The organism is Lachnoclostridium sp. An131, from assembly GCF_002160825.1.
In the GTDB taxonomy this organism is placed as follows: Bacteria; Bacillota; Clostridia; order Lachnospirales; family Lachnospiraceae; genus Laedolimicola.
Window position 1 is genome coordinate 83,003 of the sequence record NZ_NFLI01000007.1, and the last position, 25,234, is coordinate 108,236.

Here is a 25,234-nt window from a genome sequence, read left to right on the forward strand (position 1 = left end):
TGGACCTGGGAATCCAGGCAGCCGCGCTGCAGGATTATTGCAGAATTTGCCGTAAAATTTTCAGAATTTTTTGAAAAAAGCCATTGTAAAATTTGAAAGTATGTGTTAAAGTTTTACTATAATCAAACCTTTATATGGAAAAGGGAAAAGGGGAGAGAATCTAAGAGGGTACAACGGAGGGAATACAGTGAGTGTACAATTATTAGACAAGACAAGAAAAATCAATAAGCTGCTGCATAACAACAGCTCCAGCAAGGTAGTATTTAACGACATCTGTGAGGTATTGACGGAAATTTTAAATTCAAACATTCTGGTGATTAGCAAGAAAGGAAAGGTTCTGGGTGCCAGCCGCTGCGAGGGTGTCGAAGAGATACAGGAGCTGATTACACACAGTGTGGGCGAGCATATTGACGGGGCTCTGAATGAGCGTCTTCTTAGTATTCTTTCCACCAAGGAGAATGTAAATCTGCAGACTCTGGGCTTTGTCTCGGAAAATGTCAGCGATTATCAGGCAATTATTACGCCTATTGATATTGCCGGGGAAAGGCTGGGAACGCTTTTCCTGTACAAGTACAAGGAGCAGTACGATATCGACGATATCATCCTGAGCGAATATGGCACTACGGTGGTAGGCCTGGAAATGATGCGTTCTGTCAATGAGGAGAATGAGGAAGAAAAGCGCAAGGTGCAGATTGTAAAATCTGCCATCAGTACGCTGTCCTTCTCCGAACTGGAGGCCATCACCCATATCTTTGATGAGCTGAAAGGCACAGAAGGTGTTCTTGTGGCGAGCCGGATTGCGGACAGCGTGGGAATTACCCGGTCTGTGATTGTAAATGCGCTTCGAAAATTTGAGAGCGCAGGCGTGATTGAATCCAGATCTTCTGGCATGAAGGGAACCTACATCAAGGTAGTGAATGATGTGGTGTTCGATGAGCTGGCAAAGCTGAAAAAGGCGTAGAAAGCGCCGGAGAAATTTAAATCTCAGTTCAGGAAAAGCGCAGAGCTGAATGAACAGCTGAGACAATTGATAAGCAGAAATGTATAAACGGGCATCTCTCGTCAGAGGGATGTCCGTTTTCTGCAGAGGTCCGCTTACAATTATGATGATACAAGGCATCTTTGTCGTTTTCAAGAGTGGAAGGCTGTTTGGACCGAACAGATGCGGAATACAGAAATGTAGATATTGTGCAAACCAGAAATAAAAAATATAAAAAAAGAATAAATTCTGAAAAATCTGTTGACAAATAAAATAAACGGCATTAATATAATACTCGTAGGTTAGCACTCGATGTAAGTGAGTGCTAATAATAAAAGGAACGAAACTGATCCAAGGAGGAATAGAAATGAAATTAGTACCATTAGGTGACAGAGTTGTACTGAAGCAGTTTGAGGCAGAGGAGACCACAGCGTCCGGCATCATCCTGGCAAGCAAGGCTCAGGAGAAGCCGCAGCAGGCAGAAGTAATTGCGGTAGGACCTGGCGGAATGGTAGACGGAAAAGAGGTTACCATGCATGTAAAGCCGGGTGACAAGGTGATCTATTCCAAATATGCCGGAAATGAAGTAAAGATGGGCGATGAGGAATACATCATTGTAAAGCAGAACGATATCCTTGCGATTGTAGAGTAATAAAGAGAGAATAAGACTGGAGGAATCTTAAAATGGCAAAGGAAATTAAGTATGGCGTAGATGCGAGAACCGCATTGGAGGCTGGCGTTGACAAGCTGGCTGATACTGTAAGAGTAACGCTTGGACCCAAAGGAAGAAACGTAGTTCTTGACAAGCAGTACGGCGCACCCCTTATCACAAACGACGGTGTGACCATTGCAAAAGAGATCGAGCTTGAGGATGCTTTTGAGAACATGGGCGCTCAGCTTGTAAAGGAAGTAGCGACCAAGACAAACGATGTAGCCGGAGACGGTACGACCACCGCTACCGTTCTTGCTCAGGCTATGATCCATGAGGGAATGAAGAACCTGGCAGCAGGAGCAAACCCGATCGTTCTGAGAAAGGGAATGAAGAAAGCTACCGACGCAGCTGTTGAGGCGATTGCCAAGATGAGCAGCAAGGTAAGCGGAAAGCATCAGATCGCAAGAGTTGCAGCCGTATCTTCCGGAGACGAGGAAGTAGGAAACATGGTAGCAGACGCTATGGAGAAGGTTTCCAACGACGGCGTTATCACCATTGAGGAGTCCAAGACCATGAAGACCGAGCTGGACCTGGTAGAAGGTATGCAGTTCGACCGTGGATATATTTCCGCTTACATGGCTACCGACATGGAGAAGATGGAAGCAAATCTGGATAATCCGTATATCCTGATTACAGATAAGAAGATTTCCAATACTCAGGAGATTCTGCCTCTGCTGGAGCAGATCGTACAGTGCGGCAGAAAGCTTCTGATTATCGCAGAGGACATCGAGGGCGAGGCTCTGACGACTCTGGTAATGAACAAGCTGCGCGGAACCTTCGTAGTAGTAGGTGTAAAGGCTCCGGGCTATGGCGACAGAAGAAAAGAGATGCTGCGTGACATCGCTATCCTGACAGGCGGACAGGTGATTTCCGAGGAGCTGGGCCTTGAGCTTAAGGATGCTACCCTGGATATGCTGGGAACCGCAAAATCCGTGAAGGTTCAGAAGGAAAACACAATTATCGCAGAGGGCGCAGGCTCCAAGGAAGAGATTGACAAGAGAATCGCTCAGATCCGCGCTCAGATCGAGGAAACCACTTCTGATTTCGACCGCGAAAAGCTGCAGGAGAGACTTGCAAAGCTGGCTGGCGGCGTGGCAGTTATCCGCGTAGGCGCTGCTACCGAGACCGAGATGAAGGAAGCAAAGCTTCGTATGGAGGATGCTCTGGCAGCTACAAGAGCAGCTGTAGAGGAAGGCATCATCGCAGGCGGCGGATCTGCTTATATCCATGCAACCAAGGAAGTTGCGAAGCTGCTTGATACCACAGACGGCGACGAGAAGACAGGCGTAAAGGTTATCCTGAAGGCTCTGGAGGCTCCGCTGTATCACATCGCTGCAAACGCAGGACTGGAAGGCTCCGTTATCATCAACAAGGTAAAAGAGAGCGAGCCGGGCATCGGCTTTGACGCTCTGCGCGAGGAGTATGTAGACATGGTGAAGGAAGGCATTCTGGACCCGGCAAAGGTTACCAGAAGCGCTCTGCAGAACGCTACCAGCGTAGCTTCTACTTTCCTGACCACCGAGAGCTGCGTAGCCAACATCAAAGAGCCGGTTGCTGCAGCACCCGCAGGCGGCGGAATGGGCGGAATGATGTAAGCCCGAGGAACAAAAGGAAGCAAGTCCCGGCAGGTGATTTTCCTGCCGGGACTTATTTGCTTTTGGACGAGGGCTTAACGACAGAGCCAGGCGCGGAGCGCCCGCCTGTGAAGCAGGCGTCAGACGCGTTAGCGTCTGGGGCTCTGGAGTTTATAGAGGAACAAAAGGAAGCAAAACCCGGCAGGTGATTTTCCTGCCGGGACTTATTTACTTTTGGACGAGGGCTTAACGACAGAATCAGGAAGTCTGCCAGGGGAAGACGGCAGATGCGGCGGAGCCGCAGATGGGATTCCGGAGTGTAAGCATAGAAGGAAACCAATCCGCGCACGCCTCCGCAAGACAGGTGTACGTGGTCAAAAAACAAAGAAAAAGAGCAGTCGTGAAGCCCTCTTTTTTCTTCCGAAATCCGCCAGATTCGTATTGACAAGCTCCCCTCTTTTCGTTAAGATAGGTTATTAATAACAAGATGATTTTGTATTTGACGAGAGAGGAGAGAATGAAATGGGTAAGATTATTGGTGAGAGCATTACGTTTGACGACGTTCTTCTGGTACCGGCTTATTCGGAGGTAGTTCCGAACCAGGTAGACCTGTCTACGATGCTGACAAAGACTATCAAACTGAACATTCCGATGATGAGCGCCAGCATGGATACGGTGACAGAGCACCGCATGGCGATTGCGATGGCCAGACAGGGAGGTATCGGAATCATTCACAAAAATATGTCTGTGGAAGCACAGGCTGACGAGGTTGACAAGGTAAAACGTTCGGAAAACGGAGTTATTACAGACCCATTTTATTTATCTCCGGAGCATACACTGGCAGATGCCAATGAGCTCATGGCGAAGTTTCGTATTTCCGGTGTGCCGATCACGGAAGGCCGGAAGCTGGTAGGGATCATTACAAACCGCGACCTGAAGTTTGAGACAGATTTTTCAAAGAAGATCAAGGAGTCCATGACCTCTGAAGGACTGATTACGGCGAAGGAGGGAATCACACTGGACGAGGCCAAAAAGATTCTGGCGAAGGCAAGAAAAGAAAAGCTGCCGATCGTAGATGATGACTTCAATCTGAAGGGCCTGATTACCATTAAAGATATCGAAAAGCAGATTAAATATCCGAATTCCGCCAAGGATGCCAAAGGACGCCTTCTCTGCGGAGCCGGCGTAGGTATTACAAGCAACGTGCTGGAGCGGGTGGATGCTCTTGTGAAGGCACAGGTAGATGTTATTGTTCTGGATTCCTCTCACGGACATTCTGCAAACGTAATCCGTGCTCTGAAAATGATCAAGGACGCATATCCGGATCTTCCTCTGATTGCCGGAAACGTAGCGACCGGAGAAGGAACGAGAGCGCTGATTGAGGCCGGGGCGGATGCGGTCAAGGTAGGCATCGGACCTGGCTCTATCTGCACGACCCGCGTGGTCACCGGCTTTGGAGTGCCGCAGGTATCCGCGATTATGGACAGCTATGCAGTGGCAAAGGAGTATGGTATCCCGATTATCGCAGACGGAGGAATCAAGTATTCCGGTGACATTACAAAGGCGATTGCTGCCGGTGCGAATGTCTGCATGATGGGAAGCCTGTTTGCGGGCTGCGACGAGGCGCCGGGAGAGTACGAGCTCTTCCAGGGCAGAAAATACAAGGTTTACCGTGGTATGGGTTCTATCGCGGCGATGGAAAACGGAAGCAAGGACCGTTACTTCCAGGAGGGAGCCAAGAAGCTGGTTCCGGAAGGCGTGGAGGGCCGTGTGGCTTACAAGGGAAGCGTAGAGGACACGGTATTCCAGCTGCTGGGCGGTCTTCGTTCCGGTATGGGGCTGTGCGGAGCGCCTACCATTGAGGAGCTGAAGGAGAAGGGCAGATTTATCAAGATCACTGCCGCTTCCCTTAAGGAAAGCCATCCTCATGATATCCATATTACAAAGGAAGCGCCGAACTATACAGTAGAAGAATAAAAGATAACGTTAGAGAGCGTTAGAGAGATTTCCGAGGCCGTCCTGGAGTTCAGGGCGGCCCCTTATTTCCCGGGGCTCTGGCTGTAAAAGCGAATGTCATCAGCTGCCGCTGATTTGCAAGGCAGTAACGAAAAATAAAGGAAGGCTTGAATTGCCGGACTGACAGGAAGAAAAGAGATAAGAGGAGGAGAGCTGTGAAATACTTAAGACGGGTTTCTATCGCTCTGGGAATCACTGCTCTGGGTGTGGGGATTGCGGTTTTTGTTTTTTGTATCAAATCGCTCCAGTATGAAAGCTATAGCAGGGGAACTGTGGAAGAGGATATCCCGCTTGAGAATGCTTCTCAGAATTTTTCAGAGCTTTATACAGAGATTTTTGAAAAGTGCAGGCCTTATGTAAAGGATCACATTTTGGTGCAGCTGGAAGGAAGATATATGCTTGAGGATGAGACTGTGCATTACAGGGAAGCCGAGTTTGTTTTTTACAGGTATGTTGATGAAAGGGCAGAGGGAGGAAGAATCAGTGTGATACAGGCAAAGGTAAGCATGGAGGAACGCATGCTGGATATTTACAGCTTTTACGGTGCGGGAAGGGCCTACAGCCCTGCTGGAAGCCAGGAGATTGAGGCGGAGGAGCTGGATTCTGTTACGGAACATATTTTAGATAATCCGGATATGCAGGAGAGCGGCCATTTTACCTTCTGGAAGGGAAGTGAGGGGGAGCCGGTGGTACTTAATATGTAAGAACGAATCTGCCAGAGTGTTCATTCATAAAAAATTAAGAAATTTGTGTAGTAAAATGCAAATCTGATACGTTATGATATATGTAACGATAAACGGACAGGGAGGGGCCCCTATCATGCTGTTATACTTATCCATGCTGGATACGCAGGAAGAAAAGGACAAATTTACAGAGATTTATCAGCAGTATCAGCATTTCTGCTGGTATGTGGCGAATCAGCTTCTTGGAGACGCACATCTGGCTGAAGATGCAGTTCAGGATGCGTTTCTTGCGCTGACCAGGCATCTGGATAAGATAGAGGATGTGGAGAGCCCAAGAACCAGGAAGTTCCTGATGACGATTGTGAAGAGCAAGGCGGTGGACATTCTGCGAAAGCAGCATGGGGAGCTTTACATGGACGAGCTGGACTGCGAGCCTGCAGATCCGGGCCAGGATATCCTGAGCGCGTATATTACAAAGGAAAATTACAATCATCTGATTTCCTGTATTCTGGATCTGGATGAGGCGTACCGGGTGATCTTTGAATACAAGTACGTTCATCAGCTTTCAGACAGAGAGATCGCAGAGCTTCTGGATATCTCGCCCAAGCTGGTAAATGTGCGTTATTTCCGCGCAAGAAAGCGTCTGCAGCAAATGCTGGAAAAGGAGGTGGCAGGCCGTGCAGGGAGATAAAAGGGACACCAGAGGCAAGGACGGAAGAGAAGAGAATATCCGAAAGGAGTCCTTGCAGGAGGAACTTCTGACGGAAGCTTTCGGCGCCTGCATGGAAGAACAGCTGAGCTTCATTCCTCCGGAGAGAGAGATCGCCCGCATGCATACCTTTTCCGACAGGTTTACGGCGGCCATGGAGGAGCTCTGCCGGACAAACGGAAAGCTGAAAAAGCGTGAGATGACCAGAAGAGAGTTTGTCTTTGGCTTCAATAAGATCGCGGCCTGTATCCTGCTGATGCTGGTGGTGGGAGGAGCCTGTGTGGGCGGTTACCTGATATCAGAGCATGGATTACCGGGGGCCGGCGCGGACAGCAGCAGCGCAGAGGTGGCTGAATCGACAGAGCAGGCGGCGGATATGGCAATGCCGGAGGAGGAGACAGCCTCGGGCGGCAGCTCTGTGGAGCAGGAAGCGGGAAGCGGAGAAGAGGATGCGGGGGCCGCTGCGGAAGAAGCAGAATTTATGGGCGGGACAGTTTTTCTGGCAGAGGAGCAGAAGCTTCCGGCAGGAACAGAAGAGATCAAGACGCTGGTTTCCAGTCCCGTGCTTGACCGGGATGCGGAGACGGTAAAGGTCACAATCGGAAATCTGAGCGAAAATACAGTCTCATACAGTACGGAGATGGAGCTTCAGGTATATCTGGAAGGAGCATGGTACGTGGTTCCAAAGACAGGACAGAGCGCCGGAGAACAGGAAGAAGGGCAGAAGGACGGCCAGATTGAGCTGGAGGCTGGTATGGCTCAGGATGAAGAAATACAGCTTGCAGACTATGCGCTCGATTATGAGGCTGAGAAATACCGTGTTGTGACCTATGTGGACGGCATGCCGTTTGGCTCAGAATTCTGGTTTGAAACACTGGAAGAAGGACTGGAGGAGGTTCTGGAAAGCACCCTGGACGAACCGGAGCAGTAAGCTCCATAAGAGGGCGCTTAAGGTACGCGGGATCTTTGGCGCCAAGGGAGGGATGGCAATGAAAAGGAGATATGGGATTTTGGCAGCAGTCATGGCGGTTTTGCTGGCAGCCGGCTGCGGCGGGGCGGGAGATTCGACATCTGCGGTGAGCCAGTCGTCCGGTAACGGTGCGGCATATGATACGGCAGCGCCGGAGGAGGGCTGGACAGAGGAAGAAGTGGCAGAATCGACGGAATTGGCTGCGGACGGCGGGCAGATCACAGCTTCAACAGGAATCGATGGCGTGGAGTCTTCGGAACAGAAGCTGATCAAGACCGTATCGCTTACCATGGAGACCAGGGAATTTGACACGCTGCTGGAAAATATTCAGGCAAAGACGGCAGAATGCGGCGGATATGTGGAATCCTCAGAGATTTCGGGACTCAGCTATTATAATACGAACGGCTACCGGTATGCCTGGATGACGCTGCGGATTCCTGCCGGCAGACTGGACGAATTTATCACTGTAGTCAGCGGCCTTGGAAATGTTACAAGTAAGAACGAGTCCGTGCAGGACGTGACGCTTCAGTACGTGGACGTAGAGAGCCATATTGCGGCGCTGGAGACAGAAGAGAGCCGCCTTCTGGAGCTGATGGAGCAGGCGGAGAGCATGGAGGATATCATCACGATAGAGAGCCGGCTGTCAGAAATCCGGTATGAGCTGCAGTCCTATGAATCGAGGCTCCGCACCTATGACAACCAGGTGGATTACAGCACTGTGACAGTGAGCATAGACGAGGTGGACCGTGAGACGGTGATTGAAGAGGATCCGGGCTTTTTTGGTGAGATTCGCATGCGTCTTTCGGACAATTTCTATGAGATAGGACAGGGCCTGCGGAATTTTGGCGTATGGTTCATCAGCTCCCTGCCGTATCTGGTTCTAATCTGTGCGGTAGTATGGATTGTGGTGCGCCTGCTGCAAAAGCTGATTTGGAAAAAGCCTTTCTTCCGGAGAAAGAAGAAAGAGGCCTTGGAAGGAAAGGCGGAAGAAAAAGCAGATGACAAACCGGAGCTGAAAAGCTGAGACAGCAAAATAAGGAAGGCTTGAACGGAGATATCTGTTTGATACAGATATCTCCGGATTTTTTGCAGCGGCTTCTTGCCAATGAAAGAGAATGTCTGCTATAATAGCACTATATTCATAATAGGGGAATAGTGACATTTTACGGCTGAACAGAGCGGAAAGGCAGGCATGAGAATGAAAAGACTGGATGAAGGTTTTCAGTACAGCGTCAAGGATGGGACTTATCATGGACTAGGAGTGCAGAAGCTGGGAGATGATATTTGCTTTACGATTGCAGTGCCTGATCGAAAACGGTGCAGCCTTTTGTTATATAAACGGGGAGAAAAAGAGGCAGCGGCTTCGATTCCCATGGGGAGCTCTTCGCGGTATGGAGATTTGCGTTCTGTGATGATTGAAAAGCTTCCGGTTGAGGAATACGAATATAATTATCTGGTTGATGGACAGGTTGTGACGGATCCATATGCGCTTATGATTTGCGGACGGGAAAGCTGGGGAAGAGCTCCGAAGGGCGAAGGGGCGCTTCGGGGAAGAGCGGTGTTTGACGCTTATGACTGGCAGGGCGACGCGCCTCTTCAGATTCCCTGGTCAGAGGTAGTCGTCTACGCCACACATGTGAGAGGCTTTACAAAGCATGCCTCTTCCGGAGTAAAGGCAAAGGGTACCTTTGCGGGAATTGCAGAAAAGATTCCCTATCTGAAGGAGCTTGGGATCAATCAGCTGGAGCTGATGCCGGTATATGAATTTGCCGAGGTGGAGCCGTGGGATGAAAAGCGTCCGCCTCTGCGCCGGCCCGGGAACGGGCAGACAGAGCTTTTGAACTACTGGGGCTATGCGGATGCTTATTATTTTGCGCCAAAAGCCTCCTATTCTGCCTCCGGAGATCCGGTGCGGGAGTTTAAGGATCTGGTCAGGAAGCTGCATGAGAATGGAATTGAGCTGGTGCTGGAGTTCCATTTTCCGAGAGGGACGCGGACAGCCCTTGCCCTGGACTGTGTCCGCCACTGGGTTCTGGAATATCATATTGATGGGATCCATGTAAACAGGGATCAGGCTCCGGTGGAGGCCCTGGCACAGGATCCGCTTTTGAGCCACACGAAAATTATGACAGAGAGCTTTCGTCTGGATGAAATCTATGAGGAACGCCGCATCCCGAATTTCCGGAACCTGGCGGAGTACAACGATGGATTTATGCTGGACGTCCGGCGTTTCCTGAAGGGGGACGAGGGCCAGCTGGTTCCGTTTACCTGGCGGGCCAGAAGGAATCCCGCAGAATATGCCGTGATCAATTATATGGCGAACCATAACGGTTTCACGCTGATGGATGCGGTATCCTATGACGAAAAGCACAATGAAGCAAACGGAGAAGAAAATCACGACGGTACGGATTTTAATTACAGCTGGAACTGCGGCGAAGAAGGAGCAAGCCGGAAAAAGCGGACGCTGTCGCTTCGGGCTCGGCAGCTTCGAAATGCTTTTGTACTGCTGCTTTTGAGTCAGGGTACGCCTCTGATTTATGGCGGAGATGAAATGGGAAATTCCCAGTCCGGCAATAACAATGTCTATTGTCAGGACAACGAGCTGTCCTGGGTAAACTGGAAGACGGGAAAGACCTTTGGTTTTCTGACAGAATATGTGAAAAAGCTGATTGCATTCCGGAAGAAGCATCCTGTTTTTCACCAAAAGCAGGAGCTGCGTATGACAGATTACCTGTCCTGCGGCCATCCGGATCTTTCTTACCACGGGAAGAGGGCGTGGCTTGGTGATTTTGAAAACTACAGCCGGAGCGTGGGCATTTTCTATGGAGGAGATTATATAGAAGCCAATTCCGGAGGAAAGGAAACAGACAGCTTCTTTTATGTGGCATACAATATGCATTGGATTCCGCATGAATTTGCACTCCCCCATCTTCCGGGGAACGGCAAATGGAAAATCGCTGTCGATACCGGAGTCGAAGGGACGGCAGGCATTTACGAGGAGGGGAAGGAGCCTCTGCTTTCTGATCAGAGGATGATCGTTGTGCCGGAGCGGACGATTCTTGTTCTGACTGGAAGGGGCAGGATAGAAAACAAGCCGGAAGGGAAGAAAAAAGCCGGGACAGCGGCAAGACAGAAAAGGTCTGGAAGCTCCGGAAAGCCGGGAAAAACGGAAAAAACAGAAAAGACGGAACAGAACAGGATTGAAACATCATGAAGGCTTGGAAACATTTCTGTACAATTACACACCACAAAATTCTGGTGATGAAGCATTGCTTCCGGATTGGGCTCTACTGGCAGGGGCTGACGCATGATTTGTCCAAATATTCGCCGGCGGAGTTTATTCCCGGATGCAGGTATTATCAGGGCTACCGGAGCCCGAACAATGCGGAGCGGGAGGCAAAGGGCTATTCTTCTGCCTGGCTCCATCATAAGGGAAGGAACAGGCATCATTACGAATACTGGATTGATTACAGCCTGGGACCGGTAAAGGGAATGGCGGGCATGAAGATGCCCAACCGCTATGTAGCGGAGATGATGATGGACCGGATCGCGGCGTCGAAGATTTACGAGGGTGAAAAATATACCCAGCATCAGCCCCTGGAATATTATGAAAAGGGAAAGGATTCCTACATGATTCATGACGAGACCCGGGAACTGCTGGAATACCTTCTTCATCTGCTGGATGAAGAGGGAGAGGAAGCGCTGTTTTCTTTTATCAGGAAGGAGATTGTAGGGAAAAAGGAATATCCGAAGCTGCCGCGGAAGAAAAATGTGGAAAAGTGAAAAGAAAAAGAGGAATCCGGAGATAAACGCAGAATAAATATAATAGAGGGAGGATTGCTGCTTCAGGGTTACTGTCCGTACCCGCGCCGCAAAAATGCGGCAGGCGGGGAGAAAAAGAGGAGGAGCCATGACAATTCGGGAACGTACGGAACAATGGGAAAGCGAATACTTAAGTCCTTATGCGGCTTTAAGCAGGGATTCCAGGGGAAGGGACGTCTATGAGGCGCCCTGCGATATCCGGCCTGTCTATCAGAGGGACAGGGACCGGATTCTGCACTGCAAATCCTTCCGGCGGCTGAAGCATAAGACGCAGGTATTTCTGACGCCCAGAGGCGATCACTACCGGACACGGCTTACCCATACGCTGGAGGTTTCACAGAATGCCAGGACTATTGCAAAGGCGCTGAGGCTGAACGAGGATTTGACCGAGGCCATTGCCCTGGGCCATGATTTGGGTCATACGCCCTTTGGACATGCCGGTGAGCGGGCGCTGAACAAGCTCTGCAGCCAGGGCTTTGCCCATTACCGCCAGAGTGTGCGGGTCGTGGAGAAGCTGGAAAAGGGCGGGAAGGGGCTGAATCTGACCGTGGAGGTGCGGGATGGAATCCTGAATCACAGAACCAGCGGCCACCCCTCTACGCTGGAGGGCAGGATTGTGCGTCTCTCTGATAAGATAGCCTACATCAACCATGACATTGACGACGCGATCCGCGGAGAGATTCTGGAGGAGGAGGACATCCCGCGGAAATACCGGGAGGTTCTGGGCTTTTCCACAAAAGAGCGGCTGAATACCATGGTGCACGATATTATCGCACACAGTCTGGACAAGCCGGATATCCGGATGTCGGAAGAGGTGGAGAGAGCCATGCAGGAGCTCCGAAGCTTTATGTTTGACAGCGTGTATACAAATCCGAAGGCCAAGGGCGAGGAAAAAAAGGCCCAGAATATGCTGGAGGGGCTGTTTTCCCATTATATGGACCACCCGGAGGATATGTCGGAGGAATACCGGGAGATGCTGGAAAAGGAGACGGATCCGAAGGAGATCGTGGTCTGTGATTACATATCGGGCATGACGGATCAGTATGCGATCTATAAATTTGAAGAATATTTTGTGCCAAAGGCATGGAATGCATAAGGTGACGGTTAAGACATGTATTATTCAGAGGATTTGATTGAGGAGGTACGGTCCAGGAATGATATTGTGGATGTGATTTCGGGCTATGTACGGCTTCAGAGAAGAGGCTCCAGCTATTTTGGCCTCTGTCCGTTCCACAATGAGAAGTCCCCGTCCTTTTCGGTGTCGCCTGGCAAGCAGATGTATTACTGCTTTGGATGCGGTGCGGGCGGCAATGTGTTTACTTTTTTGATGGAATATGAGAATTACACCTTTCCGGAAGCGGTCAAGACACTGGCAGACCGCTGCGGCGTGGAGCTGCCGGAGGTGGAATATTCAGAAGAAGCCAGAAGGCAGGCGGACCTAAAGAGCCGGCTTCTGGAAATACAGAAAAAGGCAGCCAGGTACTACTATTATGAGCTCCGGCAGAAGAAGGGGCGGGCAGCCTACGAGTACCTGAAGGGGCGTGCCTTAAGCGATGAGACAATCAAGCGGTTCGGACTGGGATATTCCGGTCAGCAGAGCCGGGAGATGTACCAGTATCTGAAGCATGAGGGATACTCAGATGCGCTCCTGAAGGAATCCGGACTGTTCAGCATGGATGAGAAAAGCGGCTTTTATGATAAATTCTGGAACCGGGTCATGTTCCCGATTATGGATGTAAATAACCGGGTCATCGGCTTCGGAGGACGTGTCATGGGAGACGCGAAGCCAAAATACCTGAATTCACCGGAGACAAGGATCTTTGACAAGAGCCGCAATCTCTATGGGCTGAACTTTGCCAGGAGTTCAAGAAAACCAAATCTTATCATCTGCGAAGGCTATATGGATGTGATTTCCATGCATCAGGCGGGCTTTAACCAGGCGGTAGCATCCCTGGGAACTGCGCTGACCGTGCAGCAGTCCCTGCTGATGAAGCGCTATACAAATGAGGTCCTGGTGACCTATGACAGCGATGAGGCTGGAACGAAGGCGGCTCTCCGGGCGATTCCGATTCTCCGGGAGGCGGGGCTTTCCGTCCGGGTTATCAATATGAAGCCGTATAAGGATCCGGATGAATTTATCAAGGCTCTGGGGACGGAGGCCTTTCAGGAGAGGATCGATCAGGCTCAGAGCAGCTTCCTCTTTGAGGTGGAGGTGCTGGAGCGCGGCTACAACCTGAGGGATCCGGCTGCAAAGACAGCATTTTTTGATGAGACAGCCAAAAAGCTTCTTTCTTTTTCTGACGAGCTGGAGAGGAACAATTACATAGAGGCCGTAGCGGAAAAATACGGCGTAGCCTATGAAACGCTGCGGCGAAGGGTGAACCAGCTGGGAATGGTGATGGGCGGGACGGCGCCAAAGCCGAAGCCCAGGGAGCTCTCCGGACAGAAGAAGCCAAGGGAGGAGGGCACAGCCGCATCCCAGAAGCTATTGCTTACCTGGGCGATCTCAGATCCGGATTATTTCCGGGCAATCCGCCGCTATATCACCCCCGGGGATTTTACAGTTCCCCTTTACCGGGAAATAGCGGAGCTTCTCTGGGAACAGCAGGAAAAGGGGCAGCTGAATCCTGCAGGGATTTTAAACCGGTTTGAAAACGCAGAGGAGCAGAGAGAGGCCGCCGCAGTCTTTAACGCGGTGCTCAAAGAAGTGGAAACAAGGGAAGAGATAGAAAAGGCTCTTCAGGAAACTGTATATAAGGTGAAGCAGGAGGCTCTGAACAAAAGAGCCCGGGAGCTTGCCCCTTCTGATATGGAAGGGCTTCAGCGGCTTGTGATGGACAGGCGTGAGCTGGAGAAACTGCATATTTCATTGGATTAAGGATAAAATACTAACAAGTTATGGAAGGATGGAACAACATGGACGAGAACGTAGCAAAGTTTGAAGAAAAACTGAAAGCGCTCCTGGTGATGGCGAAAAAGAAAAAGAATATCCTGGAGTATCAGGAGATCAGTGATTTCTTCGGAGATATGGAGCTGGACCCGGATCGGATGGAGAAAATCCTGGATTATCTGGAGGCTAACAATATTGACGTGCTTCGGATCACCGGAGACGGGGATGAGCCAGACGACGATCTGCTCCTGTCTGATGAGGATGACGTAGATGTTGAGCAAATCGATCTTTCCGTACCTGACGGAGTAAGCATTGAGGACCCGGTCCGCATGTACTTAAAGGAGATCGGAAAGGTGCCGCTTTTGAGCGCCGATGAGGAGATTGAGCTGGCGAAAAGAATGGAGCAGGGAGACGAGGATGCGAAAAAGCGTCTGGCGGAAGCAAACCTGCGTCTGGTGGTCAGTATCGCAAAGCGTTATGTGGGCCGCGGCATGCTGTTTCTCGATCTGATCCAGGAGGGAAATTTAGGCCTCATCAAGGCTGTGGAGAAATTTGATTACCGGAAGGGCTACAAGTTCAGTACCTATGCGACCTGGTGGATCCGGCAGGCGATCACGAGAGCCATCGCGGATCAGGCGCGTACGATCCGTATTCCGGTTCATATGGTAGAGACGATCAACAAGCTGATCCGTGTATCCAGGCAGCTTTTGCAGGAGCTGGGGCGTGAGCCTACCCCGGAGGAGATTGCAGAGGAAATGAAGCTTCCGGTGGAGCGTGTGCGGGAGATTCTGAAGATTTCCCAGGAGCCGGTATCTCTGGAGACGCCGATCGGCGAGGAAGAGGACAGCCATCTGGGTGACTTCATTCAGGATGACAACGTGCCGGTGCCCTCTGACGCGGCTGCCTTTACCCTTTTGAAGGAGCAGCTGGTGGAGGTTTTAAGCACGCTGACAGACAGAGAGCAGAAGGTGCTCCGCCTGCGTTTTGGCCTCGATGACGGACGTGCCCGTACCCTGGAGGAGGTGGGCAAGGAGTTCAATGTAACCCGTGAGCGTATCCGCCAGATTGAGGCGAAGGCGCTCAGAAAGCTGCGTCACCCGAGCCGCAGCAGAAAGCTGAAGGATTATCTGGACTGAGAAAATGAATATATCAAAACGACTGAACCGCCTGGCCGGCATGGTTACGGAGGGCAGCCGCCTGACAGATGTGGGGACAGATCATGGATATGTTCCCCTTTGTCTTTGCAGGCAGGGAAGGATCCCTTCCGCTATCGCCATGGATGTCAATGAAGGCCCGTTGCTGCGTGCGAAGGAGCATATCCGGGAAGCGGAGCTTGACACATACATAGAGACAAGGCTTTCCGACGGACTGTCGGCCCTGAACCCTGGGGAAGCGGACACGGTGCTTATCGCCGGTATGGGTGGAAATTTAATGGAAAGAATTCTGGCGGACGGACAGGAGGCCCTGAAGACGGTGCAGGAGCTGGTGCTGCAGCCCCAGTCGGAGATCTGGAAGGTGCGCCGCTGGCTTTTTGAAAATGGATGGGAGATTGTCTGCGAGGATATCGTGCTGGACGAAGGAAAGTATTATCCTATGTTCCGGGCTGTCAGGGGACAGGCTGGCAGGTACTCAGAGAGGGAGCTGTTGTTTGGAAGGGCAGCGGTTCAGCGGTCTCCGTCAGTCATGGCGGAATTTCTGGAAAAGCGCCTGGAAAATGCCGGAAGGATTCGAAAAGGACTTCCTGGAGAGACAGAGGATCCAAGAATTCAGAGAAGGAGCGCAGAGCTGGAGGAAGAAATTCATATGCTGAAGGAGACACTGCAGGAATATGAAGGGGACAGGCTGCCGGCGAAGGAGAAAAAGAAAGGATAAAGGGCAGAGCAGTATGAGATGTCAGGACATTATTGAAAGAATAGAGAAAAGATTTCCGCGTGAATATGCCTGCAGCTGGGATAACGTGGGCCTGCTGGCCGGAGACAGAGAGCAGGAGACGGATACAGTCTATATTGCGCTGGACGCTACAGACGAGGTGATCGATGCCGCGGCTGCAGCAGGGGCCCAGCTTCTGCTCACGCATCATCCGATGATTTTTGGCGGACTGAAATCCGTTACTAAGGATGATTATACGGGTGAGCGCCTGATTCGCCTGATCCGCGGCGGCATTTCCTATTATGCCATGCATACGAATTACGATGTGCTCGGCATGGCAGATTTGGCTGCCGGTATGCTGGAGCTTACAGAAACAGAGGTGCTGGAGGAGGTTCTGAATGGAGAGGGAATTGGCCGCACCGGCCGTCTGCCGAGGGCTATGACGCTGGAAGAATGCGCACAGCATGTAAAAACATGTTTTTCTCTACCGAATGTCAGAATTTTCGGAGAGCTGAATAAAATGGTAACGACAGCCGCCGTTTCACCGGGATCCGGAAAGAGCATGGCCCGTCCCGCGTTTGAGGCCGGAGTGGATGTATTGATAAGCGGAGATATCGATCACCATACAGGAATCGATATGGCGGACTGCGGAATGGCGGTGATTGATGCAGGGCATTACGGAATTGAGCATATTTATATAGAAGATATGCGTAAGCTTCTTGAAAAGGAGTTCCCGTCTCTGAAAATATATACGGCGCCTGTAAAGCAGCCCTTTCAGGTACTGTAAGGAAGCGCGGTCCGGTAAAGCACCGGGACGGAGCTGGGAAGAATAAAGCAGGCAGCGTACAATACAAGGCAGAAAGGAATGACAGTATGAATGTAAAGGCGACGATCAACGGGAAGGTTTATGAATATCCGGCCGGTACCCTATTTGAGACAATTGCGGCCGATGTGCAGCAGGAGTATGATCATGACATCGTACTGGTGTCTGTGAACGGACGTCTTCGGGAGCTGGAGAAGCGGCTGGCTGCGGATGCTGAGCTTTCCTTTTATACTACGGCGGATTCGGCAGGCTGCCAGGCCTACCGCAGAAGCCTCACGATGCTTCTGATGAAGGCTGTCTATAAGGTGGCCGGACATGATGCGGTTACCAGAGCCCAGGTACAGCATTCAATCAGCAGCGGCTATTACTGTACGATAGAAGGAAGCGTCACGGTGGATGAGAAATTTCTGGAAGCTGTGAAGACAAAGATGCGGGAATATGTGGAGAAAAAGCTTCCAATTAAAAAGACGAATGTCAGTACAGATAAGGCTCTGCGGATTTTTCATGAGCACAAAATGTATGACAAGGAACGGCTGTTCCGCTACCGCCGCGCGTCCCGCGTGAATCTTTACAGCATCGGAGACTTTGAGGATTACTATTATGGCTACATGGTGCCCCATACGGGATATCTGAAATATTTTGATCTCTACTTATATGATGAAGGCTTTGTACTGCAGTTTCCTGCCATGGCGGAGCCGGAGAAGGTGCCGCCGTTTAAGCCGCAGCATAAGATTTTTCAGGTGCTGAAGGAAGCGACACAGTGGAGCGACATGCTGGGCATCTCTACGGTGGGCGAGCTGAACGACTGCATTTCCAGAGGCGGCATGCAGCACCTGATTATGACGCAGGAAGCCTTGCAGGAGCGCAAAATTGCGGAGATCGCAAGCCGGATTGCAGACGATCCCGGCAAGAAATTTATTATGATTGCTGGCCCGTCCTCTTCCGGAAAGACGACCTTTTCCCACCGGCTTTCTATCCAGCTCTCGGCGGCGGGCTTGAAGCCTCATCCCATTGCGGTGGACAATTATTTCGTGGAACGGGAAATGACGCCGAGGGACGAGAACGGAGAGTACAATTTTGAGTGCCTGGGCGCAATCGATATTGAACTGTTTAACAGGCAGATGTGCGAGCTCCTGTCAGGAAAGACTGTAGAGATTCCGAACTTTAATTTCAAGACAGGAAAGAAAGAGTATCATGGCGATTACCTGACGCTGGGTGAAGAGGATATCCTGGTTATCGAGGGAATTCACTGCCTGAATGACGCGCTTTCCCACAGCTTACCCAAAGAAAGCAAATTCAAAATCTACATAAGCGCCCTGACCCAGTTGAATGTAGATGAGCACAACCGGATTCCTACCACGGACGGACGATTGATCCGCCGCATGGTGCGCGACGCCCGCACAAGGGGAGCCAGTGCTGCAAAAACGATTGCCATGTGGCCTTCTGTGCGCCGGGGTGAGGAAGAGAACATTTTCCCGTATCAGGAAGATGCGGATGTAATGTTTAATTCCGCCCTGATCTATGAGCTGTCAGTGCTCAAGCAGTATGCGGAACCGATTTTGTTTGGCATTGACCGGGATGCGCCGGAGTATCTGGAGGCCAAGCGGCTCCTGAAGTTCCTGGATTATTTTCTGGGTGTGGACAGTACGGTGATTCCGGATAATTCGCTGCTGCGCGAATTCATCGGAGGCGGCTGCTTCCGGCTGTAAATTTAGGAAACTTTCATAATCAAGATATGAATAAATGGGGAAAAACAACATGTTTTTGAAGATGGTTCAGTTAATTCATACGATATCCAAGGGTGATTTTAAAGAAGCTGTTAAAAAAATAAGAGAACTAGTCGATAATGTGAACTATGACGATTTATGTGAAATCACAAAAAATATAGGGATGATCCCAGAGAATATAGAGCATGATTCGTCAGAAGAAAAAATGTATTCAAAGGCTTCAGATATAATTCTGGCACGCTGTTTTAGAGAGCTGGGGCTGGCGGCGCGTGCATTGGATGAGAGAGCAGATAGTGCAGATATTTTAGCTGAAAGCATACGGGGATATAATTACAGTCTGGTTGCTGATGCAAAATGCTTTAGATTAAGTCGTACAGCTAAAAATCAGAAAGATTTCAAAGTAAGCAATTTGAGTGACTGGAGGGGATCGGAAAATGAGTATGCAGTTCTGGTAGCTCCTTATTTTCAGTATCCGCAGACAAAGAGCCAGATATATTCTAAAGCATTGGAGCATAATGTGTGCCTGTTAACATGGGAGCATCTTTCTCTTCTACTAAAATATAATGTGAAAGAAACGGAGATTTTTTCATTGGAATCGTTGTGGAATGCTTCTCAGATGATGGCAAGAGATAAGAAATTAGCGTATGCGAATGCCCAGATGTGTTTTTTACCTAAGATGGATGAGCTTATTGCGAAAAAAATAGGCATAGACATGCCCAGATATCATCAGGATCTGGAAAAATACAAGACGTTCATTTTATATAGAGGACGTTGCGAAATAGGATTTTGGGAAAAGGAAATTGAAAAAATAAAGGAGTACAGCAGAGAAAAAGCAATAGAAGAATTGATTGCGGCAAAAAAACTGAATGAAAAGATAGGTGCAATAAAGGGGTATTTGAGCAAACTAAAAACACAGGAGTGATATTATGAATAGAGTTGAACTGGGAGATTCTATTGAATTAATAAAGAATGTAGAAGATGAGTCAGTACATCTTATAATATCTGACATTCCATATGGAATCAATTATGAAGCATGGGATGTAATACATAAAAATACTAATTGTGGTTTGTTGGGGAAAAGCCCGGCTCAGGAGAAAAGTGGAAATATATTTAAATCTAGGGGAAAACCATTAAATGGATGGTCGCAAGCAGATAAAAATATACCGTTGGAATATTATGAGTGGTGTAAAAGATGGTCTGGCGATTGGTACCGCGTCCTAAAACCGGGAGCAAGCTGTTTTGTGTTTGCTGGAAGAAGGCTGGCACATCGTTGTATCTGCGCTTTAGAGGATGAAGGATTTATTTTCAAAGATATGCTTGCATGGGAAAAAGATTCGGCAGCGTATAGAGCGCAAAGGGTCAGCTGTGTTTTTGACAGGAGAAATGATGAAGAAAACAGTAAAAGATGGGAGGGATGGAAAATTGGAAATTTACGACCATTGTTTGAACCTGTCTTATGGTTTATGAAACCATATCCACAAGGGAGTACCTTGACAGATAATATACTGAAATTCAATTTGGGAGCTTTTAATGAATGGAAACTTAAAGAAATGACAGAATTAAACGATGGATTAGAAAAATGCTCCAATATTTTGAAGGTGCGGACTCAAAAGTCGGACAGAGGATTACATCCTACTCAAAAAGCAGTGAGGTTAATGGAGATATTGATTTCGATGGTAACAATAGAGGGGCAGGTTGTAATGGATCCATTTTGCGGATGTGGAACGACGCTTGTGGCAGCCAAAAATCTTAATCGAGAATATATTGGATTTGAAATAAATCAGGAGTATTATAAAAGCATCATACAACGATTAGAAAGTTAATATGGTAAAATAGGAGTAACTTTCCAGATTTGACCGGAAAATAAGTATTATTGCGGAGGCAAAAAATATGAAGACGAAACTGACAAGAGAAGAGGCTCTTGCGCTTCTTCAGAAATACAATCAGGAGCCTTTCCATATCCAGCACGGGCTCACCGTGGAAGGTGTTATGCGCTGGTACGCAAAGGAGCTTGGTTATGGAGACGAGGAAGACTTCTGGGGAATTGCGGGACTGCTGCATGATATTGATTTTGAGCTTTATCCGGAGCAGCACTGCGTAAAGGCTCCGGAGCTTTTGAGAAACGGCGGAGCAGAGGAAGAGGTAATCCATGCAGTGTGCAGCCACGGCTATGGACTCTGTTCAGATGTGGAGCCTGTACATGAAATGGAAAAGGTTCTGTTTGCGGCCGACGAACTGACGGGTCTTATCGGGGCTGCCGCCAGAATGCGCCCCTCGAAAAGCGTAATGGATATGGAGGTCTCCAGCTTGAAAAAGAAATTCAAGGACAAGCGCTTCGCAGCCGGATGCTCCAGAGATGTAATCCGCACCGGGGCTGAACGGCTTGGCTGGGAGCTTGACCGTCTTTTCGAGCAGACGATTCTCGCCATGCGCTCCTGTGAAGCATCCGTGGAGCAGGAGATGAAAGCGCTGGGTCTGCAGGAATAAGTCTTATGGTAGAACAGGATTATATTATGCGCCTGATCAAAGAATTGATACGGGCGCTTTTAAAGGTGATTTTTCATACAGATCTGGACATGCCCTCTGTGGAGATGCTAAAGGACGCCCAGCGTCGCTGCGCGCTGGAGGAGCTTCTGAACCTGATGGATAACGGCGAAATAAATGAAGCGGAAAACAGGCTGTCTGAGCTTCTGGAGGATGGAGGAGGAGAGGAGCTGGCCCTGGCTCTGCTCTTTTATTCCCATCTGAATGAGAAGAGCAATGATTTCCTGGAAGCACATGATTTCAGCCGGGAGGAGATCAAGGCAGGACTGGAGGATGCGCTGCAGTCTCAGGGACTTTCTGAGATGGCAGAGGCCTTTCTCTCAGAGCTGTAAATATTTTTTCCATAAATATGCAGTTTTATCTTGCAAAATATGTCGGTTTATAGTAGGATACTACTACGAATAGACGTTGCATATACTGAGCGAGCAGCCGCCTCAGAAGAGGAGGAGGCCTATGACGCTGACGAAAGAAGATTTGCTTGCAATTTCCCAGGTTTTTGGGGAACAGTTAAAACCGCTGAAAGAGGCAGTAACGAGACTGGAAGGGCGCATGACAGCACTGGAGGAACGCATGACGGCACTGGAAGAGCGCATGACGAGGCTGGAGGAACGAGTGACGGCACTGGAAGAGCGCATGACGAGGCTGGAGGAACGAGTGACGGTACTGGAAGAGCGCATGACGAGGCTGGAGGAACGAGTGACGGCACTGGAAGAGCGTGTAACCAGGCTGGAGACGAAGGTCGAGAGGCTGGAATTCCGTGTGTCAGTGCTGGAGGGCAAGGTGGAAGGTCTGGAGGTCCGGGCTGTTTCTCTGGAAGAAAAAGCACAAAGGATAGAGCTTTTTATGGAAAACGATATGCTGCCGAGGCTGCAGAATATCGAGGCATGCTACACCTCTACTTACAAAAGATACGTGCAGGGCTCAGATCAAATCGAAACCATGCAGGCGGACATAGATGTATTAAAAAAAGTGGTTCAGGAACACAGTGAGAAACTGAAGAGGCTGGCGTAGCCAGGAAATTCATGCAATGTCTATGAGCATACGGAAGAGAAAGCCGCGGGCAGAACTGCCCGCGGTATTATAATGCCTGTAAGGAGGGTAGCTCCGGCTTTTCACGCCGGAGCTGCTGTGATATGTGGAAAATAGCCAAAAATTCAATATAAACTTTGTTTGATCTGCAGATTGACAGAGAAAAATGGCAATGCTACTATAGAATCAAGATGTGAATACGTATTCACAGACACTTCTGACCGAGAAAAGGGGAGAAAACAAAAAATAGTCCGGCAAAATTACAACAACCGGGAAGGGGGATACAGAGGCGTGATTACAATGACTGAGATAGCGAAGCTGACAGGAGTATCCCAGCCTACAGTTTCCAGAGTGCTGAATGGAAATCAGGCGGTGAATCCTGAGGTGCGTGAGCGTGTACTGGCGTGTGCGCGCGAGCATAATTTCCAGCCGAATGTCATAGCAAGAAGTTTGGCTGGAAGCAGGACCATGCTGATTGGACTTGTATTTACAGATATTTCTAATTCCTTCTTTGCAGATTTGGAAAAATATCTGGAGCAGGAAGCGAAGAAAAACGGCTACAGTGTAATTCTGTTTAATTCTGATTACGATTGGAATAAAGAAAAAGAATGTCTGGACGTTATGAGGCGTTATCGTGTGGACGGCCTGATCCTTGTTCCGGTAGAGGAAAATTCGGAGAGATTCCGGCAGGAAATGCAGAAGCTGGATATACCGGCAGTGGCGGTTACCAGGAGAACGGAAGGCATGGACTGTGTGTATGTGGATCACATAGAGGCAGGCGGGCAGGTGGGTCGCCATCTTCAGGAGCTTGGCTGCGAGTCTTATATTTTTGCAGGGACTGCAGGGGATGGGAAGTATGAAGGATTTCTGGATGCTTTGATAAAGGCGGAACCGGATTGCGAAACACGGCTCACATGCATTGAGACAAAGGATCCGGAAAAAATCAGGAGAATTTTAAAGAGTCATTTTGAGAAACACACCGGAAGAACCGGCATTTTTGCTTACAATGACAGGCGGGCCATTCAGATCCATGGAATTCTGCAGGAGCTGGGAGTGGAGATCCCGCAGCGTGCGAGCCTGGTGGGCTTTGACAATACCTATACGTGCGGATTTCTGTATCCGGGGCTTTCCAGCGTATCACAGCCGAATCAGGAGATGGCTGTGAAAGCGGTGCAGCGCCTGCTCTGGAAAATCGCGCATCCGGATGCTCAGGAGGCTATGGACGAGGCGATGCAGGCCAGGCTGATAGTCAGAGGAAGCTCAGCAGTGGAAAACAGATAATGGAAATCTTAGGGAAAGGAAGAACGTTTATGAATGTACTTTATCGCACATGGGAGCGGCTTGTGGCGCAGGAGCTGGAAAGAAGCCGGAAAAACAAAGAAAAGAGGTGGCGGCCAAAGCTTCACATTTCGCCTCCGGCAGGCTGGCTGAACGATCCAAACGGGTTATGCCAGTACCAGGGCGTGTATCATGTATTTTATCAGTACTCGCCGTTTGACGCAAAGGGAGGATTAAAATTCTGGGCGCATTGTACCAGCCTCGATATGCTTCGATGGAGCTTTGAGGGAATCGCTTTGGCCCCGGATGAGCCCTTTGACTGCCATGGAGCCTATTCTGGCTCGGCTCTTGTAGAGAATGGCCAGATTTCCCTGTATTATACTGGAAATGTGAAGCAGACAGGGGAGCATGATTACATTCATACAGGCAGGGAGTCGAATACTGTCCGTGTGGCAGGCAGGGATGGAATCCATTTCGGAGAAAAGAAGCTTATCATGACAAACCGGGATTATCCTGAGGACCTGACCTGTCATGTGAGGGATCCAAAGGTCTGGAAACAGGACGGCCGTTATTATATGGTGCAGGGAGCCAGAACAGCAGAGGACAAAGGCGTAGTGCTTCTCTTTGAGTCCGAGAATGGTCTGGAATGGAAATACAGGAACCGGCTGGAGACAGAAAAAGCCTTTGGATATATGTGGGAATGCCCGGATCTCTATCATGTGGACGGACATACGGTGCTCAGTATATCGCCTCAGGGAGTGGAGGCGGACGGGCTGAAGTACAACAATGTATATCAGAGCGTGACGGTTTTTCTGGAGGATGATTTTCGGACAGCTTCGGTAAACGGAGCGTTTCGGGAGCTGGACGCCGGTTTTGATTTTTACGCGCCTCAGAGCTTTGAGGCGGAAGATGGGAGACGAATTCAAATCGGCTGGATGGGAATGCCGGATGTGGATGAATATTACACCAACCGTTCCCTCGAGGACGGCTGGCAGCATATATTGACGCTTCCAAGAGAGCTTTCCGTAAAGGATGGGATTCTCTGCCAAAATCCGGTTCGGGAGCTGGATACGTGGTGGAATTTTTTTATCTCATTTGAGAATGCGTATTCACATGTGTTGGGAGACTGCTTTGAACTGGAATTCTCAAGAGTGGGAGAGAGTGTCCGTCTTACGCTGGCCGGAGGGCTTGCACTTTTCTGGGAAAAGGCAGAAGGGATCTTTTGGATGGAGTTCACGGACCAGAAACTGGGAGCGGGACGCACAAAGCGGGGAAGAAAGGTGGAGAAGCTGGCGGATCTGCGGATACTTGTGGATGTTTCATGCGTGGAGGTATATCTAAACGGAGGAAAGGATGTCTTTTCCACCAGATTTTACCCGGACACAGAGGGCGTGAGCGTAAAGCTTCAGGCTCCGGGATCAGAAGGACGGATCCGCCTGCGTCAGGATGAAGAACAGCCAGAATGAAAAATAATGCGGACAGCGTGAAATGCCTGCGTTAAGGTTCCGGCAGGGAATGAGAGAAAGAACATGACTGCAAAGCGGACAGATGTAAGAAGGGCGTGGAGAAGGAGCTTGGCAGTTCAAAATATAAGAAAAGGGGAGTAAAA

23 protein-coding genes are annotated in these 25,234 nt (G+C 49.6%); all 23 read left to right on the forward strand.

Annotated elements, in window-relative coordinates; all coding sequences use genetic code 11:
* Positions 1-187: 187 nt before the first annotated feature.
* Entirely contained in the window at positions 188-961 is a 774-nt protein-coding gene (gene codY, locus B5E77_RS07230) for a GTP-sensing pleiotropic transcriptional regulator CodY (RefSeq protein WP_087164689.1), read from the forward strand.
* Positions 962-1,346: 385 nt separating this feature from the next.
* Positions 1,347-1,631: a co-chaperone GroES gene (locus B5E77_RS07235; RefSeq protein ID WP_087164690.1), complete on the forward strand. Its 285-nt coding sequence runs from the start codon at positions 1,347-1,349 to the stop codon at positions 1,629-1,631.
* Positions 1,632-1,663: 32 nt separating this feature from the next.
* Positions 1,664-3,286 carry a chaperonin GroEL gene (groL, locus tag B5E77_RS07240; protein ID WP_087164691.1) on the forward strand — a complete coding sequence of 541 codons (1,623 nt, stop codon included), beginning with the start codon at positions 1,664-1,666 and terminating at the stop codon, positions 3,284-3,286.
* Between the two features lie 501 nt (positions 3,287-3,787).
* Entirely contained in the window at positions 3,788-5,242 is a 1,455-nt protein-coding gene (gene guaB, locus B5E77_RS07245; RefSeq protein ID WP_087164692.1) for an IMP dehydrogenase, read from the forward strand.
* A 194-nt stretch (positions 5,243-5,436) separates the two neighbouring features.
* Positions 5,437-5,985: a hypothetical protein gene (locus B5E77_RS07250; RefSeq protein WP_087164693.1), complete on the forward strand. Its 549-nt coding sequence runs from the start codon at positions 5,437-5,439 to the stop codon at positions 5,983-5,985.
* A gap of 115 nt (positions 5,986-6,100) precedes the next feature.
* A complete protein-coding gene (locus B5E77_RS07255) occupies positions 6,101-6,655 on the forward strand; it encodes an RNA polymerase sigma factor (RefSeq protein ID WP_162609666.1) in 555 nt (184 codons plus the stop codon).
* On the forward strand, positions 6,642-7,604 hold the full coding sequence (locus B5E77_RS07260; protein ID WP_087164695.1) for an immunoglobulin-like domain-containing protein: 963 nt from the start codon (positions 6,642-6,644) through the stop codon (positions 7,602-7,604). Before B5E77_RS07255 ends, B5E77_RS07260 begins: the two co-directional genes overlap by 14 nt.
* 58 nt (positions 7,605-7,662) lie before the next feature.
* Entirely contained in the window at positions 7,663-8,667 is a 1,005-nt protein-coding gene (locus tag B5E77_RS07265; RefSeq protein WP_162609667.1) for a DUF4349 domain-containing protein, read from the forward strand.
* Between the two features lie 168 nt (positions 8,668-8,835).
* Positions 8,836-10,857 carry an alpha-amylase family glycosyl hydrolase gene (locus B5E77_RS07270; RefSeq protein ID WP_087164697.1) on the forward strand — a complete coding sequence of 674 codons (2,022 nt, stop codon included), beginning with the start codon at positions 8,836-8,838 and terminating at the stop codon, positions 10,855-10,857.
* Positions 10,854-11,426 (forward strand): DUF5662 family protein, encoded by a 573-nt coding sequence (locus tag B5E77_RS07275; RefSeq protein ID WP_087164698.1) that lies wholly within the window; start codon positions 10,854-10,856, stop codon positions 11,424-11,426. Before B5E77_RS07270 ends, B5E77_RS07275 begins: the two co-directional genes overlap by 4 nt.
* Before the next feature lie 127 nt (positions 11,427-11,553).
* The gene (locus B5E77_RS07280; protein WP_087164699.1) at positions 11,554-12,561 is read left to right on the forward strand and encodes a deoxyguanosinetriphosphate triphosphohydrolase; all 1,008 of its coding nucleotides are present in this window, start codon (positions 11,554-11,556) and stop codon (positions 12,559-12,561) included.
* 15 nt (positions 12,562-12,576) lie between these two features.
* Positions 12,577-14,343, forward strand: coding sequence for a DNA primase (gene dnaG / locus B5E77_RS07285; RefSeq protein ID WP_087164700.1), 1,767 nt, complete (start codon positions 12,577-12,579; stop codon positions 14,341-14,343).
* Positions 14,344-14,381: 38 nt separating this feature from the next.
* Positions 14,382-15,491 carry an RNA polymerase sigma factor RpoD gene (gene rpoD / locus B5E77_RS07290; RefSeq protein WP_087164701.1) on the forward strand — a complete coding sequence of 370 codons (1,110 nt, stop codon included), beginning with the start codon at positions 14,382-14,384 and terminating at the stop codon, positions 15,489-15,491.
* A gap of 4 nt (positions 15,492-15,495) precedes the next feature.
* Positions 15,496-16,227, forward strand: a complete 732-nt coding sequence (locus B5E77_RS07295) for a tRNA (adenine(22)-N(1))-methyltransferase (RefSeq protein ID WP_087164702.1) — start codon at positions 15,496-15,498, stop codon at positions 16,225-16,227.
* A 13-nt stretch (positions 16,228-16,240) separates the two neighbouring features.
* A complete protein-coding gene (locus B5E77_RS07300) occupies positions 16,241-17,011 on the forward strand; it encodes a Nif3-like dinuclear metal center hexameric protein (protein ID WP_087164782.1) in 771 nt (256 codons plus the stop codon).
* A gap of 86 nt (positions 17,012-17,097) precedes the next feature.
* Positions 17,098-18,756 carry a nucleoside kinase gene (locus B5E77_RS07305; RefSeq protein ID WP_087164703.1) on the forward strand — a complete coding sequence of 553 codons (1,659 nt, stop codon included), beginning with the start codon at positions 17,098-17,100 and terminating at the stop codon, positions 18,754-18,756.
* 34 nt (positions 18,757-18,790) lie between these two features.
* Positions 18,791-19,696 (forward strand): HindIII family type II restriction endonuclease, encoded by a 906-nt coding sequence (locus B5E77_RS07310; RefSeq protein ID WP_204248028.1) that lies wholly within the window; start codon positions 18,791-18,793, stop codon positions 19,694-19,696.
* 4 nt (positions 19,697-19,700) lie between these two features.
* Entirely contained in the window at positions 19,701-20,597 is an 897-nt protein-coding gene (locus tag B5E77_RS07315; RefSeq protein WP_087164704.1) for a DNA-methyltransferase, read from the forward strand.
* 67 nt (positions 20,598-20,664) lie between these two features.
* Positions 20,665-21,261 (forward strand): HD domain-containing protein, encoded by a 597-nt coding sequence (locus B5E77_RS07320; RefSeq protein WP_087164705.1) that lies wholly within the window; start codon positions 20,665-20,667, stop codon positions 21,259-21,261.
* 5 nt (positions 21,262-21,266) lie between these two features.
* On the forward strand, positions 21,267-21,650 hold the full coding sequence (locus B5E77_RS07325) for a DUF6483 family protein (RefSeq protein WP_087164706.1): 384 nt from the start codon (positions 21,267-21,269) through the stop codon (positions 21,648-21,650).
* A gap of 121 nt (positions 21,651-21,771) precedes the next feature.
* Positions 21,772-22,329: a hypothetical protein gene (locus tag B5E77_RS07330; RefSeq protein WP_087164707.1), complete on the forward strand. Its 558-nt coding sequence runs from the start codon at positions 21,772-21,774 to the stop codon at positions 22,327-22,329.
* 318 nt (positions 22,330-22,647) lie between these two features.
* Positions 22,648-23,628, forward strand: a complete 981-nt coding sequence (locus B5E77_RS07335) for a LacI family DNA-binding transcriptional regulator (protein ID WP_087164708.1) — start codon at positions 22,648-22,650, stop codon at positions 23,626-23,628.
* 29 nt (positions 23,629-23,657) lie between these two features.
* Positions 23,658-25,091 (forward strand): glycoside hydrolase family 32 protein, encoded by a 1,434-nt coding sequence (locus B5E77_RS07340; protein ID WP_087164784.1) that lies wholly within the window; start codon positions 23,658-23,660, stop codon positions 25,089-25,091.
* The last annotated feature ends 143 nt before the right edge of the window (positions 25,092-25,234 follow it).